The 17935-nt window shown below is 35.4% G+C and carries 14 protein-coding genes; 4 read left to right on the top strand and 10 right to left on the bottom strand.

Going from position 1 to position 17935, the window contains the following annotated elements:
• Positions 1–182: 182 nt before the first annotated feature.
• The 10 genes from cysC to MHZ36_RS01110 all read right to left on the bottom strand — a co-directional run bounded on the left by cysC (position 183) and on the right by MHZ36_RS01110 (position 10989).
• Positions 183–791, bottom strand: a complete 609-nt coding sequence (cysC, locus tag MHZ36_RS01155) for an adenylyl-sulfate kinase (protein WP_239229067.1) — start codon at positions 789–791, stop codon at positions 183–185.
• Positions 792–810: 19 nt separating this feature from the next.
• On the bottom strand, positions 811–1989 hold the full coding sequence (sat, locus tag MHZ36_RS01150) for a sulfate adenylyltransferase (RefSeq protein WP_239229066.1): 1179 nt from the start codon (positions 1987–1989) through the stop codon (positions 811–813).
• Positions 1990–2012: 23 nt separating this feature from the next.
• Positions 2013–2924 carry a sulfite exporter TauE/SafE family protein gene (locus MHZ36_RS01145; protein ID WP_239229065.1) on the bottom strand — a complete coding sequence of 304 codons (912 nt, stop codon included), beginning with the start codon at positions 2922–2924 and terminating at the stop codon, positions 2013–2015.
• A gap of 22 nt (positions 2925–2946) precedes the next feature.
• Complete coding sequence (locus MHZ36_RS01140; protein WP_239229063.1) at positions 2947–3558, bottom strand: NAD(P)-binding protein; 612 nt, start codon at positions 3556–3558, stop codon at positions 2947–2949.
• 28 nt (positions 3559–3586) lie between these two features.
• On the bottom strand, positions 3587–4327 hold the full coding sequence (locus tag MHZ36_RS01135; protein ID WP_239229062.1) for a sirohydrochlorin chelatase: 741 nt from the start codon (positions 4325–4327) through the stop codon (positions 3587–3589).
• A gap of 15 nt (positions 4328–4342) precedes the next feature.
• Positions 4343–5116 (bottom strand): uroporphyrinogen-III C-methyltransferase, encoded by a 774-nt coding sequence (gene cobA, locus MHZ36_RS01130; protein WP_239229061.1) that lies wholly within the window; start codon positions 5114–5116, stop codon positions 4343–4345.
• Between the two features lie 23 nt (positions 5117–5139).
• A complete protein-coding gene (locus MHZ36_RS01125) occupies positions 5140–6846 on the bottom strand; it encodes an NADPH-dependent assimilatory sulfite reductase hemoprotein subunit (protein WP_239229060.1) in 1707 nt (568 codons plus the stop codon).
• Between the two features lie 17 nt (positions 6847–6863).
• Entirely contained in the window at positions 6864–8690 is a 1827-nt protein-coding gene (locus MHZ36_RS01120) for an assimilatory sulfite reductase (NADPH) flavoprotein subunit (protein WP_239229059.1), read from the bottom strand.
• A 198-nt stretch (positions 8691–8888) separates the two neighbouring features.
• Positions 8889–9614, bottom strand: a complete 726-nt coding sequence (locus MHZ36_RS01115) for a phosphoadenylyl-sulfate reductase (protein WP_239229058.1) — start codon at positions 9612–9614, stop codon at positions 8889–8891.
• A gap of 517 nt (positions 9615–10131) precedes the next feature.
• Positions 10132–10989, bottom strand: a complete 858-nt coding sequence (locus MHZ36_RS01110; RefSeq protein WP_275432110.1) for a ParB/RepB/Spo0J family partition protein — start codon at positions 10987–10989, stop codon at positions 10132–10134.
• A gap of 620 nt (positions 10990–11609) precedes the next feature.
• On the opposite strand from MHZ36_RS01110, the gene MHZ36_RS01105 reads away from it, so the two are divergent.
• The 4 genes from MHZ36_RS01105 to metE are packed head-to-tail and all read left to right on the top strand — an operon-like array spanning position 11610 to position 17923.
• Positions 11610–12713, top strand: a complete 1104-nt coding sequence (locus MHZ36_RS01105) for a PLP-dependent transferase (protein ID WP_239229057.1) — start codon at positions 11610–11612, stop codon at positions 12711–12713.
• Positions 12710–13885, top strand: a complete 1176-nt coding sequence (metC, locus tag MHZ36_RS01100; RefSeq protein ID WP_239229056.1) for a cystathionine beta-lyase MetC — start codon at positions 12710–12712, stop codon at positions 13883–13885. Before MHZ36_RS01105 ends, metC begins: the two co-directional genes overlap by 4 nt.
• On the top strand, positions 13839–15683 hold the full coding sequence (locus MHZ36_RS01095; protein ID WP_239229055.1) for a bifunctional homocysteine S-methyltransferase/methylenetetrahydrofolate reductase: 1845 nt from the start codon (positions 13839–13841) through the stop codon (positions 15681–15683). Before metC ends, MHZ36_RS01095 begins: the two co-directional genes overlap by 47 nt.
• On the top strand, positions 15677–17923 hold the full coding sequence (gene metE, locus MHZ36_RS01090) for a 5-methyltetrahydropteroyltriglutamate--homocysteine S-methyltransferase (RefSeq protein ID WP_239229219.1): 2247 nt from the start codon (positions 15677–15679) through the stop codon (positions 17921–17923). The genes MHZ36_RS01095 and metE overlap by 7 nt, the downstream gene beginning before the upstream one ends.
• The last annotated feature ends 12 nt before the right edge of the window (positions 17924–17935 follow it).

Raw genomic sequence — 17935 nt, 5'->3', positions numbered from 1 at the left:
AAGTTTTTCCTTTGTTGTCCTTTATTCACAAGAATCACACCTAATATCACACTAACAATTAAAATCAAAAGAAAAATAAAAGCAAATTGATTTAACATTGCCATATATGCCAACGCTCCTTATAATTATGACGCATTTTTCGAATTAAATTCACGACATAATATTTACCCCCATGCTTATATTTATTTATTTTTAATATAAGCATGTGATTTTAAATAAGAGATAATATAACGTACAGATTCTTCTACGCTATTATTTTCAGTATCAATTACAATTTCTGGATTAACTGGCTCTTCATATGGTGCATTAATACCTGTAAAGCCTTGAATTTCACCACTTCTAGCTTTTTGATATAAACCCTTAGGATCTCTCGCTTCACATTCATCAAGGCTACATTTTGTATAAACTTCAATAAATTCATCATCTTCTAGTAATTCACGTACTGCGTCTCTATCTTCTCTATAAGGAGAAATGAACGCCGTCACGGTAACTAAACCAGCATCAACCATTAATTTACCAACTTCACCAATACGACGAATGTTTTCTTTTCTATCTTCTGGGCTAAAACCAAGATTATTATTTAAACCATGACGAATATTATCGCCATCTAAACGGTATGTTTGAACTTGTTGTTTAAATAATTCTTGCTCCAGCGCAACTGAAACCGTAGATTTACCCGATCCAGATAACCCTGTAAACCAAATCACTACACTTTTATGTTTATTGCGATGCTGTCTTTCAACTTTTTTTACTTCCGAATCATGCCATGTAATATTTTTAGATGTACTCATCATTGGACTCCTTTGATCATTATTTCTCTTGTAAACCTCTAATTAATACTTCAGCTACTTCTGGTCTTGAGAATTCTTTCGGTAATGATTCACCATTTCTTAATTTTTCACGTACTTTTGTACCACTTAAATGTAAGTGATCACTAGCATCATGCGGACATGTTTTAGCTGTTGCCATATTCTCACACTTTTTACAATAAAATGCATGCTCAAATTTTAGGATATGGATACCTAATTCATCTTCATATTGAGAAATTAATTCCTGCGCTTCATATGTTCCATAGTAATCGCCTACACCTGCGTGATCACGACCGACAATAAAATGCGTACAACCATAATTTTTACGTACTGTAGCATGTAAAATTGCTTCACGAGGACCTGCATATCTCATCGCAGCTGGGTAAATAACTAATCGCGTTCTATCTGCTGGATAATAGTGTTTTAATATCGCTTGATAGCTTTCCATTCTAACTGCTGCTGGAATATCATCTGATTTCGTTTCACCAACAAGTGGGTTTAATAATAAGCCATCTACTGATTCTAAAGCAGCTTTTTGAATATATTCATGGGCTCTGTGTACAGGGTTTCTTGTTTGGAATCCAACGACCGTTTTCCAACCTAAATCATTAAATAATTGTCTTGTTTCAACTGGGTCTAAGTGAAAATCTACAAATTCATCATGCTTTGGTCTATCCACTAAATGCACTGGGCCTGCTAAATAAATATTTCCTTTTTCGTAGACTTTTTTCACACCTGGATGATCAACATCTGTCGTACCGTATACATATTTCGCTTCTTTTTCTTTGTCATACTCATATTTTTCTTCTAAATCAAGTACGCCGTAAAGATGTTTATCCTCACCATATAAAGCTATTCTATCACCGATATTTAACTCATCTGCTCGAGATTTATCGACTGGCAACGTGATTGGAATACTCCAAACCAATCCATTACTCAAATGAACATTTTCTACCACTTGAGTATAGTCAGCTTCACCCATAAAACCTTCTAATGGACTAAATCCACCAATAGAGATGAGTTCTAAATCTGACAAACTCCATGGGTTTAACGTAATCTCAGGAAAATTCTGTGCTTCTTGAATTAATTGTTCTCTGTCAGCACCTTCTACTTGTCTATTAATCAATGTCCCACCATGAGGCTGGATTGTATCATTTTTTTGTTTATTTGTTACTGTCATCGTTATACACTTCCTTCAATTTTTTAATCTAGTTCATTTACGTTGGCCTTTTTTTTAGAAACAGAAAAAGGCAATTTTTTATTTTGAGATAATGCAAAAAATACTAAACCTATCCAAACAACAATAAGGCCTACTTTTATAGTTAAAGATACTGTTGTACCAGGATTAAACACACTTAATAGTGAACTACTATTTGTAAAAATAATTAAACCACTCACACAAACTGCTAAAATATTCATTGGTAAAATTTTGACAAACCATGCAGCGATTGGCGCGGCTAACATACCACCTACACTCAATGAAATTACCAATGCCCAGTTGATTTGATCCCAACCAAGGAAAATAATAAAGCCAAGTGAAGCTGAAATCGTAACAAAAAATTCACTAGCGGATACAGTACCAATAGCGTATCTCGGCTCTAACTTTTTCGATGCTAATAGTAATGGGGTATTAACTGGCCCCCAGCCACCGCCACCAACAGCATCTAAAAAACCTGCCACTAAGCCTTGCGGTATCATTGCAAAACGACCGCCTTTGTCGGGATTAATATCGTCAGAAAGCTGTTGATTTCTTTTAAATAAGAATTGATACAAAATATAAATTCCCATAGTAAGTAGGAACACGGCAATAAACGGTTTAATCAAGTCGCTGTGAATATTGCTAAGGAACGCGGCGCCAATAAATGCAGTAATTGCACCTGGAATGGCTAACTTAATTAAAGTCGGTTTATGCACATTTTCGAATTTCAAGTGTGACGTTCCTGATGCTGCCGTAGTAGCTATTTCAGAAAAATGAATTGTCGCTGAAGCAATAGCTGGAGCCACGCCAAACGTTAATAATATAGACGATGAGGAAGCACCGAAGCCCATTCCTAATGACCCATCTATCAGTTGTGCAAGAAAACCAGCAAGTGCAAATATAAATAATTTATGCATGCGTCGTACCCCTTTCGATTTATTAGGTTATTGAATCTAACCATGTTCTTACTTCACGTTGTTTATTTTTATTTAGATAATCTTCAGACAATATTTCTTTTAAAAATTGTCTTCTCTGAGTTATCGATAAATTACTCTGTTTAACTCGTTGTCTACATTCATATAAGAAATCTACATATGTTTCATAATGCGCATCAAAGCGTTCACGAAATTCTTGTAATATTTGAGAAGTGAGTCCTGGGCTCGCACCATGTGTCGAAACGCTAAGAGTCAGTTTGCCTCTTTGTAAAATACTCGGAAAAGCAATATCTCCAGCTGTGACATCTTCGGCGTAGTTAATTAAAGCATGGGCTGGTTTAGATTTAAGAACCTTGGTATTTGTATCAGAATTATTTGTTGCTACTACAATCAACGATGCAATTTGAACGTCACCATCGCGAAATTCTCTTTTGCACCATTTAATTACAGAATTTTCAAATAATTCTTGCAACACCGTGGTCAGTGTCGGACTAATAACAAGAATGTGACTTGTGTATTCCATTAATGTTATTATCCTCCGTTCTGCAACTTTCCCACCACCAACAACTACAACCTGTTTGTCAGATATATCAAACATGAGTGGAATCAAAGGCATTACTTCACTTCCCTCTCTACATTTATATTTACTGGCTAATAAGCTCAAATGTTTCTAATACTCTATCTTTCAATGCATGCTGTATATACTTATGATGACCAAGTCTATGACAAAGTACAATGTCACAATCTACATCATAACTATTCACAGTACTTTCGATATGTTGTTCTAATATACCTGTAAACCACAAGTACGGGACAATAAATATTTGAGAATGACCTGCTTCAACTGCCTCTTGCAAGGCATTCTCAAACTTTGGACCACAAGCTGCTAAGTAACAAACATCTATATCGGATAAATCAGTAAGATTATATAATTGATCTCGAATCGCTGTAATATCCTTTTGTGTTTGTGGATTATAGCTACCTCTACCAATCACTAATACTTTTGCATCACTTTTCGGTTCAATACCTGTTTCTTCTATTCTTTCTTTCAAAATTGTAGTCAATCGTTGTTGTACACCCAGTGGTTGACCATACGAAACGCTAACATGAGGATGTTTAAGTTGGTTTTCTTCAATCTCTGCCGGGATATCCTTGAAATAGTGTCCAGCACTTAAAAGTAATACCGGTATTACTGAAATTTCTGTCGCACCTTGTTCTACTAAACGTTCAAATCCTTGGGATAAGTTAGGACTCGTTAATTCCAAGAAACATGTCTCTTGCAACGGAATATCTATTTGATTTTTCACCTTTTCAATGAATGCTTCCGCTTCTTCAACCGCTTCAACCACTCTACTACCATGGCTGACATATAAGACACCTCGCACACTAACCCCTCCTTATTATTGATACGTCAATTTGGCAACTGCTTCATCAACAGGTAACGCTTCAAACCAACTAATTTGATCTCTGAGTCGAACGACTTCACCTACAACAATCATCGCTGGATTTTCAATTTCTTTAGCAACTTCAACGATATTGTCTAACGTACCGACAACCGTTTTCTGATATTCAGATGTCCCTAAATGCACCAATGCTACCGGTGTATCAACTGAACGGCCGTTAGTTGTCAACAATTTACATATTTCAGGAAGTTTCTTTACGCCCATATATATGCAAAGTGTTTCAGGTCCTAAAGCTAAATGTCTCCAATACTCATCTTTATCAATGCCTTTATTGATAACACCTGTTACAAATGCTACAGACGAACTATAATCGCGGTGTGTAACCGGGATACCAGCATAAGCTGGTGCAGCAATACCAGAAGTTATACCTGGTACAACTTCAAATGGAATATGCTGCTCTGCCAATACCTCTGCTTCTTCTCCCCCTCTACCAAAGATAAAGGGATCTCCACCTTTTAAGCGAGTGACAGTTAGGCCTTTTTTAGCCAAACTTACTAACAATTTATTTGTATCTTCTTGTGGTAATGAATGATGATTTGGATCTTTACCACAATACATAAATTTGGCTAAAGGTGAAGCATGATTTAATAGTTCTTTATTTACCAAACGATCATATAAAATAACATCTGCTTGTTCTATTGCCTTTAACCCTTTTACCGTTATCAAATCAGGATCTCCTGGACCTGCACCTACTAAATATACTTTGCCCATCCTGTCACCACTTTCTCTAATTATTAACTGTGGAACACTTGACCATCGTTAACAGCATCTACAATGCCGGCACGTACAACGAAGTCACCAAAATGTTCTCCTTCAGTTCTTTCTTTTGCATATTGTAATAATATTGGTCGTAAGCTTTCTAAGATTTCTGCCTCACCAATGTTTTCTTTGTATATTTTGTTTAAACGATCTCCTGTAAAACTAGCACCCAAATACATGTTATATTTGCCTGGCGCCTTACCTATAAACGCTATTTCCGCTAAGGCTGGTCTAGCACAACCATTCGGGCAACCCGTCATACGGATTGTAATTTCTTCTTCTTTCAATCCTGCTTCATCCAGTAAATCTTCAATTTTTGTAATTAAAGCTGGTAGATATCTTTCAGACTCTGCCATTGCTAGGCCACAAGTTGGAAAAGCAACACATGCCATTGAATTACGTCGTAATCCACTATAATGTTTTCCATCTGTTAAACCGTACTCAGAAATTAAAGCTTCAATTTCCGGCTTTTTCTCAGCATCAACATTTGCAATTACCAAGTTTTGGTTTGGTGTTAATCTGAAATCACCTGTATGAATTTCTGCAATTTCTCTTAATGCCGTCTTCAATTTATAATCTTCAGTATCTTTAACACGTCCATTTTGTACAAATAAGGTAAAGTGCCATTTACCACTACCTTCTGTCCAACCATAACGATCTCCATTATGATCAAAATGGAATTCACGTGGATTTTCTAAATGCCAACCTAAACGTTCGTTCAACTCATTTAATACCCAATCTGCACCATAGCGGTCGACCGTGTATTTAAAACGCGCATTCTTACGCTCTTGTCTATTACCATAATCACGTTGAATCGTTAAGATTTTTTCACAAACATCTAAAACATGTTCTTTTGGGAAATATCCGATTAAACGGCCAAGTTGAGGGTATGTTTTTGTATTACCATGTGTCATACCCATACCGCCACCAATTGTGACATTGAATCCAACGAGTTTACCGTCTTCAATAATAGAAATCAAACCAATATCTTGTGAGTAAACATCAATATCATTTGATGGTGGTACAGCGATACCAATTTTAAATTTACGTGGTAAGTATGTTTTCCCATAAAGTGGTTCTTCTTCAACGCTTGTATCCATCACTTTTTCTCCATCTAACCAAATCTCATGATAAGCTTGTGTTCTCGGTGATAAATGAGCACTGATATCACTAGCAATTTGGTTCACTTCAGCATGCACATCTGATTGATATGGATTTGGATTACTCATCACATTACGATTAACGTCACCACATGCTGCCAATGTATCTAATAAAGATTGATTAATATCAAACATCGTTTGCTTAAGATTTCTCTTTAAAATTCCGTGGAACTGAAAAGCTTGGCGTGTAGTCAATTTAATCGTCTGATTTGCATATTCATTAGCAATATCATCCATCGCAATCCACTGTTCTGATGTAGAAGCACCACCTGGCGCACGTACTCTAATCATGAAGCTATATGCAGGTTCTAGTTTTTGTTTACGACGTTCATCACGAATATCTCTGTCGTCTTGCATGTAACTACCATGGAATTTCAAAAGTTTTGTATCATCTTCAGCAATTGCTCCAGTAATTCTGTCTGCTAAACCTTCCTCAATTGACCCGCGAAGATAGTTACTTTTCGTTTTGATTCGTTCCATTTCATCAAGTTTCTCTGAAAAGTTTAAATTCGAATCAGCCATACTATCATCCCTTTCTCCTAGTAAACGTCACGTTGATAACGTTTTTCTTTTTTCATTTCCGTAAGATAAGCTTCAGCTTCTGTTTCTGACATACCGCCTTCTTGTTCTAAAACATAACGAATCGTTTGATGTACATCTTTCGCCATTTGTTTCTCATCTCCACATACGTACAATGCTGCACCATTCATTAACCATTCGTAGAAAGTCGTACTATGTTCTGCGATTCTGTGTTGCACATATACTTTCTCATCTGAATCTCTAGAGAACGCTAAATCCAATTTCGTTAACACATCATCTTTAAGCCATTCTTGCCATTCTGTTTGATACAAGAAGTCAGTTGTAAAGTGCTGTTCGCCAAAGAACAACCATGTTTTACCTTCTAATCCTAACTCTTCTCTTTCTTGCATATAGGCTCTAAATGGTGCAACCCCCGTACCTGGACCAATCATAATTACTGGTGTTTCTTCATCAGTTGGGAATTTAAAGTTTGGATTTTTCTTCAAATAAATCGGTATTGTATCTCCAGGTTGAACTCTTTCTGCTAACTGTACAGAACATACACCAGAACGGTCTCTATCATGCGCGTTATACCTTACTGCACCAACTGTGATGTGTACTTCATCCGGATTCGCTTTATAACTACTAGCAATTGAATACTCTCTTGGTGGTAATTTTCTTAAAAGTTGATAAAAATTGTCAGGCTTGAATGACTCAGATGGATAATCAGTGAATAAATCTACCAAATCTCTACCATCTATGTATGTGTGTATCCATTCTGGATCCTGAACCTTTTCTATCAATTGTTCATTACCAAGCAAGTCTGCTGCTTTTTGCAACAATGGTTTTGTCAATTTTGTTATTTCAAAATGTTCTGTTAATGCTTTGCGTAATGGTAACGTATCTCCATCTTCATTGATGACGATTTCTTCTGATTCATCAAATTTCAATGTATCAATCAATAAAGTAACCACTTCAGGATCATTTTCCGGGATAACTACAAGACAGTCACCTGGCTCATATTCTTCACCATAATTATCAAGTAATAATTCCACATGTCTTACTTCTTTATTTGAACCTCTACCATTTAAATTAATATTTTCTAACACTTCTGCTTGATAAGGATTCGCTTTAGAATAGCGTTTTTCTTTTGCCGAAGAAACAGTTTCAGTAGATGTAACAGTTTGTTGTTGAACGCCTGAAGTACTGTTGAGTTTTTCAATATTAGCATTCATCCATTTTTCTGCTAAATCGTCATAATCAATATCGCAGTCTTGACGATCAATGATTCGTTCTCCACCAAGTTCTTCTAATTTCTTATCAAAATCTTTACCTGTCTGGCAGAAATATTCATAAGATTCATCACCTAAAGCTAAAACTGAGAACCTAACGCCCTCTAATTTCGGTGCCTTTCTACCATGTAAAAATTCATGAAAACTTAGTGCATTATCTGGCGGATCACCTTCACCGTGCGTAGATGAAATAACAAATAAATCCTCTACTTTTTTCAAGTCTTTTGGTTTAAAATCATCCATCGAGCTTAATTTCACTGTGTAATTATGTTCTACTAAGCGATCTGCAAATATTTCCCCTAAACCTTGAGCATTACCAGTTTCTGAACCATATAAAATGGTAATATGGCGATCACTATTTGCTTGGGGTTCATTATTCAGGACATATTCTGCCACTTGTGGTGTTGGCGTGGACCCATTCGCTACAGCTTGTTGATTAGCAGTTAGGTAACCACTAAGCCATGTCTGTTGCTCAGGTGTAAGATTTTGAATGATTTGATTCAGTTGTGTTGCTTGTTCTTCGTTGAATGGACTGTTTGTTACAGATAAATTCACAGCAAGTTCACCTCATATAGTCTATTTTCATTGCTCTTTCATTGCTCACTTATATATACATTGCTTAATAAACACGCTTAACTGCTTTTTAAAACAGAAGTACATTACGTGAATTTTCACGTAATATACAACTTAATTATTTATATAACTGATTAGTTTACTAAGGTTTAAAGATAAAAAAATATGTGTATAACATTGTTAAGGTCGTGTTGTATGCAAACCACATTCAGTCTTTGTTGAATTCGTCCATCTTCCAGCTCTAGAATCACCAGAATCACTTACAGCTGAAGTACAAGGAATACAGCCTATACTAGGATAGTTGAAATCATGCAGTTCGTTATAATGTAAATCATATTGCTTGATGTAATCCCATACATCATCCCAAGTCCAATGTATTAATGGACATACTTTAACCGATTGGAAACGTTCATCTTTGTTGATAAAATTTGTATGCTGTCTCGAAGGTCCTTGCTCTCTTCGTAAACCTGATACCCAAGCTGTCGCACCTGAAAGAACTTCTTCCAATGGCTTAATTTTTCGAATATAGCAACACATATTTGGGTCACTTTTCCAAAGTGCCGGTTTATATTCAGCGGATTGTTCCTCTAATGTTAAATCTGGTTTCTTTAGTTTAATATTAAGTTCTGGATAACGTGCTTTCACTCTATCTATCAAATCGTAAGTTTCTTGAAAATGAAGATCCGTATCTAAAAAGACTATCTCAGCATCTTTTTTCACGCTATAAATCAAGTCGATAAGAATCATGCCTTCAGCTCCAAAACTGCACGAATAGATAATAGAATCGCCATACGTTTCATAAGCCCATGCGATTACTTCACGCGCACCTTTTGTTTCGTCTGTAATATCAATATTTTCAAACGCGTCATCATAAAAGTTATCATACGTAATTTTTTCTACTGACATTAATGGGTTCATCCCCTTTTTCTTTAATGTGCTCCGTAAAACTCCGCGCTACATTTTCGTATTTAGAATTATTCGAAAATAATTTATGTTAATCACTTTACTCACTGTCATTTTTTATGTCAAGTCCATTTGGTGCAATAAATAGCAATTCTAATTCAATTGAGAATATGTTATAAAACCCTATTAAACCAGCGTTTAACAGCAATTTTTATAATCATTTTAAAAAGATAATTACAACAATCTAAAATCCCTACAAACCTTGTCAACATTGAGTTTATTAACAAATTTAGTTTTTTGAAAATTTTTATTTTTTATAATGATTCTAATTTAGTTATTCATTTCATTGAGTCTTTTAGCTAAAAAATACACTTCGTACATTTAGTGCATAAAACTAACTGACAAAGTGCATAAAAATTAAATTTTCAAATCCGATACATCACGTCTGTAGTAACTATCTCTTTATGAATACCCTAACGTTACAAGTCATACAAATTATCAGTACGACTACTTTCATCCATCAATCACTCTGATATTTATCATTTAATTGACGAATCAAATGCTTAAATTCTGCTTCTGATTTAAATTCAAAAGTGATATGTCCTGTTTTACGTTTAGTTGCGATTTCTACTTTTGCACCATATTGTGCTTGTAATTGTCTTTCTTGTTGACGAATAAATTTCGGTTTATCTATCGTATTTTGTTGCTGCTCTGATTTCATTACATTAACAGATAAATCCTGCACATAAGACTCTAAATGACGTACACTCCACGATTCTTTTACTGCTTGATTCGCTACCTGTTTCATTTTTGTTGGATCTTTAATAATTAATAGTGTTCTGCCATGAGCACCAGAAAGCTTTCCTTCTTTGACCATATTGGCAACATCATTAGGTAAATGTAATAACCTCAACATATTAGCTATATAAGGACGTGATTTACTCAAACGCTTGGCTACTTGTTGTTGGGTTAACTTTAAATCCGACATTAATTTTTTATAACTTTCCGCCTCTTCTATAGCATTTAAATCTTCACGTTGTAAGTTTTCAATGATAGCTAGTTCCATCATATCTTCATCGGTTAATGATTTAACTATAGCTGGAATATACGTCATGCCTGCTAACTTAGACGCTCGAAAACGTCGTTCACCAACAACAATGGTATAGCCCGTTATAGATTTTCTAACAACTATAGGTTGTAATACACCATGATTCTTAATCGATCCCGCCAAATCCTCTAACTTAGCATCATCAAATGTTTTTCTTGGTTGATAAGGATTAGCTTTTATTTCATTTATCAATATTTCTTGTATTTGTCCGTCCTTCTCTAGTTGCAATCTTTGATCTTCTACATTCACAATCTTCACCTCTTCTTCCATTACATTTTTAAAGTAAAAGTGAAAAATAAATTATTATATAGCTTATAGTATAGCATTGCTCATTTGACACTGGATAGAATATAGGTATTTTTAGTTAAATCAAAATTTTCAGATAAGTTGTTGACAAATGATTTTCTAGTGTGTAATCTTAGGTATATCAAATTCATAACTTAAACAAATCAAACACAGTAATAAGGAAAGTAAAACTTAAACTACTGACACAGAGAGTCTTTGCTACGCTGAAAGAAGACACAGAAAGAGAGTTCGAAAATGGCCTTTGAGTGTTGTTGCCAATATGAGGTTTCAACGGGATCGCCCGTTATAGCGATACAGTATTAACATTTTGTTGAATGGCGTACTGGATTTATCCAACTCGTCATATACGTCGTTAATACTCATTTTAATTAGATTGATTAAAGTGAGTTTTTTATTGAACATATATGACGACACAATTCAGTTCGAAAGATACATAAACAATATGGCGTACTGGATAAGGTTACGTTAGCGATAACGTGACAAACTAAGGTGGTACCGCGAGCTAAGCTTTCGTCCTTTACATCCGATTTATTCGGGTTTAAAGGACGGAGGCTTTTTTATTTTTAACAAGGAGGTTATCGATTATGAAAAATACTGAACTAGCACAAATTGCTTTATCTGAAGATCAAACTGGCGCAATCGCAAATCCAATTTATTTATCGACGGCATATCAACATCCACACTTAGGGGTTTCAACAGGCTATGACTACACACGCACAAAGAATCCAACACGTTCTGCCTTTGAAGATGCTTTTGCAAAATTAGAACGCGGAATCGCATCATTCGCTACCTCAAGTGGTATGGCTGCAATCCAACTGATTTGTAATTTATTTAAATCAGGCGATGAAATTCTTGTATCTTTCGATTTATATGGTGGCACGTTTAGGTTGTTTGATTTTTATGAGAAACAATATGGCATTCATTTCAAATACGTAGATTTCCTTAATTATGAAGAAGTTCAAGATCAGATTACTGAAAATACTAAAGCACTCTTTATCGAACCTATTTCAAATCCACAGATGATAAAAATTGATTTAGACCCTTATTACATTTTAGGTAAAGAGTTTAATCTATTAACTATTGTCGATAATACATTCTTAACACCTTACCTATCGACACCACTTGAAGATGGTGCAGATGTGGTACTACATTCAGCTACAAAGTATATTGGGGGTCATAATGATGTCCTTGCTGGGGTAGTGACGGTTAAAGATGATGCGTTAGCACAACAACTAGCTGACTTTCACAATATGATTGGTGCAACCCTTGCCCCAATCGATAGTTACTTACTACAACGTGGTTTAAAAACGTTGCACCTTAGAATGGATCGTTCTGAATACAATGCAAAATTATTAGCTGAACGATGTAGTAACTTAGATGCGATTGATGAAGTACTCTATAGCGGACAAACAGGCATGCTAAGTTTGCGTTTAAACAAGCATTTTAAAGCGAATAAATTTTTGGAAAATTTAGAAATTTGTATCTTTGCTGAGAGTTTAGGTGGCACAGAAACATTTATTACTTTTCCATATACACAAACACATGTAGATATGCCAGATGAAGAAAAAGATAAACGAGGTATCGATGAGCATCTACTTAGATTATCTATAGGTATAGAAGATTATGAAGATATAGAAAGCGACATTATACAAGCGCTAGAAAAATCTAAAGAAGGAGTGATTTCATGAGTTTATCAAAAGAGACTGAAGTAATATTCGATGCACATAGAGGGACAGATTACGATTCAGCTAACCCACCATTATATGATTCATCAACATTCCACCAAAAAGTATTAGGTGGTGGTGCAACTTATGATTACGCACGAAGTGGCAATCCTAACAGAGCATTATTAGAAGAAAAATTAGCCAAACTTGAAGGTGGCGACTATGCTTTCGCTTACGCTTCAGGTATCGCAGCAATTTCTGCAGTATTACTCACATTGAGTGCCGGAGATCATGTTATTTTACCTGATGACGTTTATGGTGGTACATTCCGCTTAACTGAACAAATCTTGACGCGTTATAACATTCAATTTACAACTGTTGATACTACGAGATTGGAAACTGTAGAACAAGCCATTCAAGATAACACTAAACTTATCTATATCGAAACACCTTCCAATCCTTTGTTTAAAGTAACGGATATCAGAGGTGTGGTACAAATTGCACAACAACATCATTTATTAGTTGCTGTTGATAATACATTTATGACACCCCTTGGTCAATCACCACTTGAGTTAGGTGCTGATATCGTCGTGCATAGTGCCACTAAATTTTTAGGTGGCCATAGTGATATCATTGCCGGTGTTGCGATTACAAGTAATAAAGAAGTTGCAGACGCCCTTTACTTATTACAAAACGGTACTGGTACTGCGCTATCTGCACAGGATAGTTGGACGCTTGCCAAACATTTAAAAACATTGCCAGTACGCTTTAACCAATCTGTTTCAAATGCTGAAAAATTATACGACTTTTTAATAGAAAGAACTGAAATTGCAGAAGTCTATTATCCAGGTAATGATGAATTACATTTATCACAAGCCAGTCATGGCGGTGCAGTCCTTGGATTTAGATTAAAAGACGAAACAAAAGCACAAGCATTTGTCGATGCATTATCATTACCACTTGTTTCTGTCAGTTTAGGTGGCGTCGAAACAATATTATCACACCCTGCTACAATGTCACATGCTGCGGTACCACAGGAAGTACGTGAGGCACGTAACATTACGTTTGGTTTATTTAGATTAAGCGTTGGTTTAGAACAACCCGAAGAATTGATTGCAGATTTAAATTATGCATTTAAGGAGGCTTTCAATGAGTCGATTACTCAAGGCATTAAAGAACAATATTCTAGTCGCTGACGGTGCAATTGGAACCATCTTTTATTCTGAAGGTTTGGACACATGCCCTGAGGCTTATAACTTAACCTATCCAGAAAAGGTACAGCGTATACATCAAAGTTATATTGATTCTGGTGCGGACATTATACAAACCAATACTTATGGTGCTAACTTTGAAAAATTAAAAGTATTTGGATTAGAACATAAAGTTAAAGAGATACATCAATCTGCGGTACGCATTGCTAAAAAAGCAGCTAGTGAAGATACTTTTATTCTAGGTACCGTTGGCGGATTTAGAGGTATTAAACAAGAAGATTTAGAACTGACAGCAATTCAGTACCATACAGAAATTCAAGTAGACACTTTAATAGAAGAAGGTGTTGATGGTTTACTCTTTGAAACGTATTACGATTTAGAAGAATTAACCAACATTATCACTGCAACCAAACGCAAATACAATATTCCGGTTATTGCACAACTCACAGCATTAAATACAAACTATTTGAGAGATGGTACGGAAATTAACGAAGCACTAAAGACATTAATCGCAAGTGGTGCAGATATTGTCGGCTTAAACTGTCATCACGGTCCACACCATATGAAAGAATCATTTTCTCACATTGAATTACCAGATGATGCATATCTATCCTGCTATCCAAATGCGAGTTTGCTAGATATCGATAACAGCGAGTTTAAATATAGTGATAACGCTGCATATTTCGGTAAGGTAGCGCAACAATTGATTGATGAAGGCGTAAGATTGATTGGTGGTTGTTGTGGTACAACGCCAGAACATATCAAATTCATCAAATCATCCGTAGCTGAATTATCACCAGTTACAGATAAAAATGTGATTCCAATCACTAAAAAAGTAAAAAAACGCACCTCTCATACATCATCAAAACAAAATTTAACAGATAAAGTAAAAGAACGCCCTACTATTATAGTTGAATTAGATACACCTAAACATCTTGATACAGATAAATTTTTCAGAAATATCAAAAAACTTGATGAAGCAGATATCGATGCCGTAACACTTGCAGACAACTCACTTGCAACTGTACGTGTTAGCAATATTGCAGCAGCTAGTATTATCAAACAGCAATTCGACATTGAACCACTTGTCCATATCACCTGTCGTGATAGAAATCTCATTGGTTTACAGTCTCATTTACTCGGCCTATCGTTAATCGGTGTCAATGAAATATTAACAATAACTGGCGATCCTTCAAAAATTGGTCATCTACCAGGTGCATCCAATGTATACGATGTAAACTCGAAAGGCTTAACTGAAATTGCATCACGATTTAACCAAGGTATCAACACTGATGGTGATGCGCTGAAGGTCAACACAAACTTCAACATCGCTGGTGCGTTTGATCCGAATGTAAGAAAGTTAGACGGCGCAGTTAGACGACTAGAAAGAAAGTTAGAAAGTGGTATGAATTACTTTATAACTCAACCCGTTTACAGCGCTGAAAAAATCAAAGAAGTATATGAAGCAACTAAACACTTAGACGTTCCGTTTTTTATCGGTATTATGCCAGTAACAAGTTACAAAAATGCATTGTTTTTACATAACGAAGTGCCTGGCATCAAGCTATCTGACGAAATGCTCAGTCAGTTCGAAGCCGTAAAAGATGATAAAGAAAAAACAAAAGCTTTAAGTTTACGACTTTCAAAAGAACTAATCGATACTGTTCATGAATATTTCAATGGTCTATATTTAATCACACCATTCCAAAGCGTCGATTACACACTTGAACTTGCATCATATTCAAAAACGATTACTTCAAATAAACAGGAGGCAATATTATGACAATTCAAACATCAAACTTAGGTTTCCCAAGATTAGGTAGAAAAAGAGAATGGAAAAAAGCTATCGAAAGTTACTGGTCTAATAAAGTAGACTTAGATACATTACACCAGCAGTTAACTGATTTACACAAAGAAAATTTGTTATTACAAAAAAATTATAACTTATCAAGTATTCCAGTTGGTGATTTCTCACTTTACGACCATATTCTTGATACATCTTTACTATTTAATATCATCCCAGAACGTTTCCAAGGTAGAGAAGTAAATGATGATTTATTATTCGATATTGCTCGCGGTAATAAAGAACATGTTGCAAGTGCATTAATTAAGTGGTTTAACACAAACTACCACTACATCGTACCAGAATGGGACAATGCAGAACCAAAATTAAACAATAACGTTTTATTAGAACGTTTCAAATACGCACAATCTTTAAATGTTAATGCACATCCAGTTATCGTTGGACCAATTACATTCGTTAAATTATCAAAAGGTGGCAACCAATCTTTTGAAGAAAAAGTAAACACATTACTTCCATTATATAAAGAAGTTTTACAGTCACTTGCTGATGCAGGCGCTGAATACATCCAAGTTGATGAGCCAGCATTAGTTGAAGATGATAGTGCCGATTACGAAGCAATTACTACAGCTGCTTATAACTATTTTGCAGAAGCAGGACTAGAAGATAAATTAGTCATCCAAACATACTTTGAACGTGTAAACTTAAAATTCTTAAACAGTTTACCAGTTAAAGGTTTAGGTTTAGACTTCGTTCACGACCGTAACTTTAACCTTGAACAAATTAAAGCAGGCGACTTAGATCGTTCTAAGACACTTTATGCTGGTATTATCGATGGCCGTAATGTTTGGGCAACTGATATCACAGCTAAAAAAGAATTAATCGAAACATTACAAGAACATACAGATAATTTAGTCATCCAACCATCGTCTTCTTTATTACACGTTCCAGTATCGTTAGACGACGAAACATTAGACGATTCAATCGCTGAAGGTTTAAGCTTCGCCACTGAAAAATTAGACGAACTTGATGCTTTAAGAAGATTATTCAACGATAACGATGATGCTAAATATAATGAATTAAAAGCAAGTTATGAACGTTTCCAAAACCAATCATTCAAAAATCTTGAATATGATTTCGATAGTGTTCCAACATCACGTAAATCTGTATTCGCTGAGCGTAAAAAAGCACAAGATGCGCGCTTAAACTTACCTGACTTGCCAACAACAACAATTGGTTCATTCCCACAATCACAAGAAGTACGTAAACAACGTGCTGATTGGAAGAATAACCGTATCACAGACGAAGCATACAAAACATTCTTAGATAATGAAATTGCTCGTTGGATTAAAATCCAAGAAGACATCGGTTTAGACGTACTAGTGCACGGTGAATTTGAACGTAATGACATGGTAGAATTCTTCGGTGAAAAACTTCAAGGGTTCTTAGTGACTAAGTTTGGTTGGGTACAATCATACGGTTCACGTGCTGTTAAGCCACCAATCATCTATGGCGATGTTAAATGGACTGAACCATTAACGGTTAAAGAAACATTATATGCACAAAGTTTAACTGACAAACCTGTCAAAGGTATGTTGACTGGTCCAGTTACAATCTTAAACTGGTCATTCGAACGTGTAGATTTACTTCGTGAAGAAGTACAAGATCAAATCGCACTTGCTATCAATGAAGAAGTGCTTGCATTAGAAGAAGCTGGTATCCAAATCATCCAAGTCGATGAGCCAGCATTACGTGAAGGTTTACCATTACGTTCAGAATATCATGCAGATTACTTAGATAAAGCTGTACGTTCATTTAAACTTTCAACTTCTTCTGTAGCTGATGAAACACAAATTCATACGCATATGTGTTATTCTCAATTTGGACAAATCATTCATGCAATCTATGACTTAGATGCAGATGTAATCTCAATCGAGACTTCTCGAAGCCATGGCGATTTAATCCAAGACTTTGAAGACATTACTTATGACTTAGGTATTGGACTTGGCGTATATGATATTCATAGTCCACGTATCCCAACTGAAGAAGAAATCACGACAGCCATTGATCGTGCTTTACAAGAAATTGATCGTTCTTTATTCTGGGTTAATCCTGACTGTGGTCTAAAAACACGTAAAGAAGATGAAGTTGTCGAAGCATTAACTGTATTAGTTAATTCAGTTGATAAATTACGTAAAACAACAAATTCAGCAACAGTATAATAAAATTCATTG

The sequence above is a fragment of the Staphylococcus sp. ACRSN genome (assembly GCF_022346615.1).
In the GTDB taxonomy this organism is placed as follows: Bacteria; Bacillota; Bacilli; order Staphylococcales; family Staphylococcaceae; genus Staphylococcus.
Note: the sequence above shows the minus strand (reverse complement) of the source record. Positions and strands in the feature narration are given on the sequence as shown.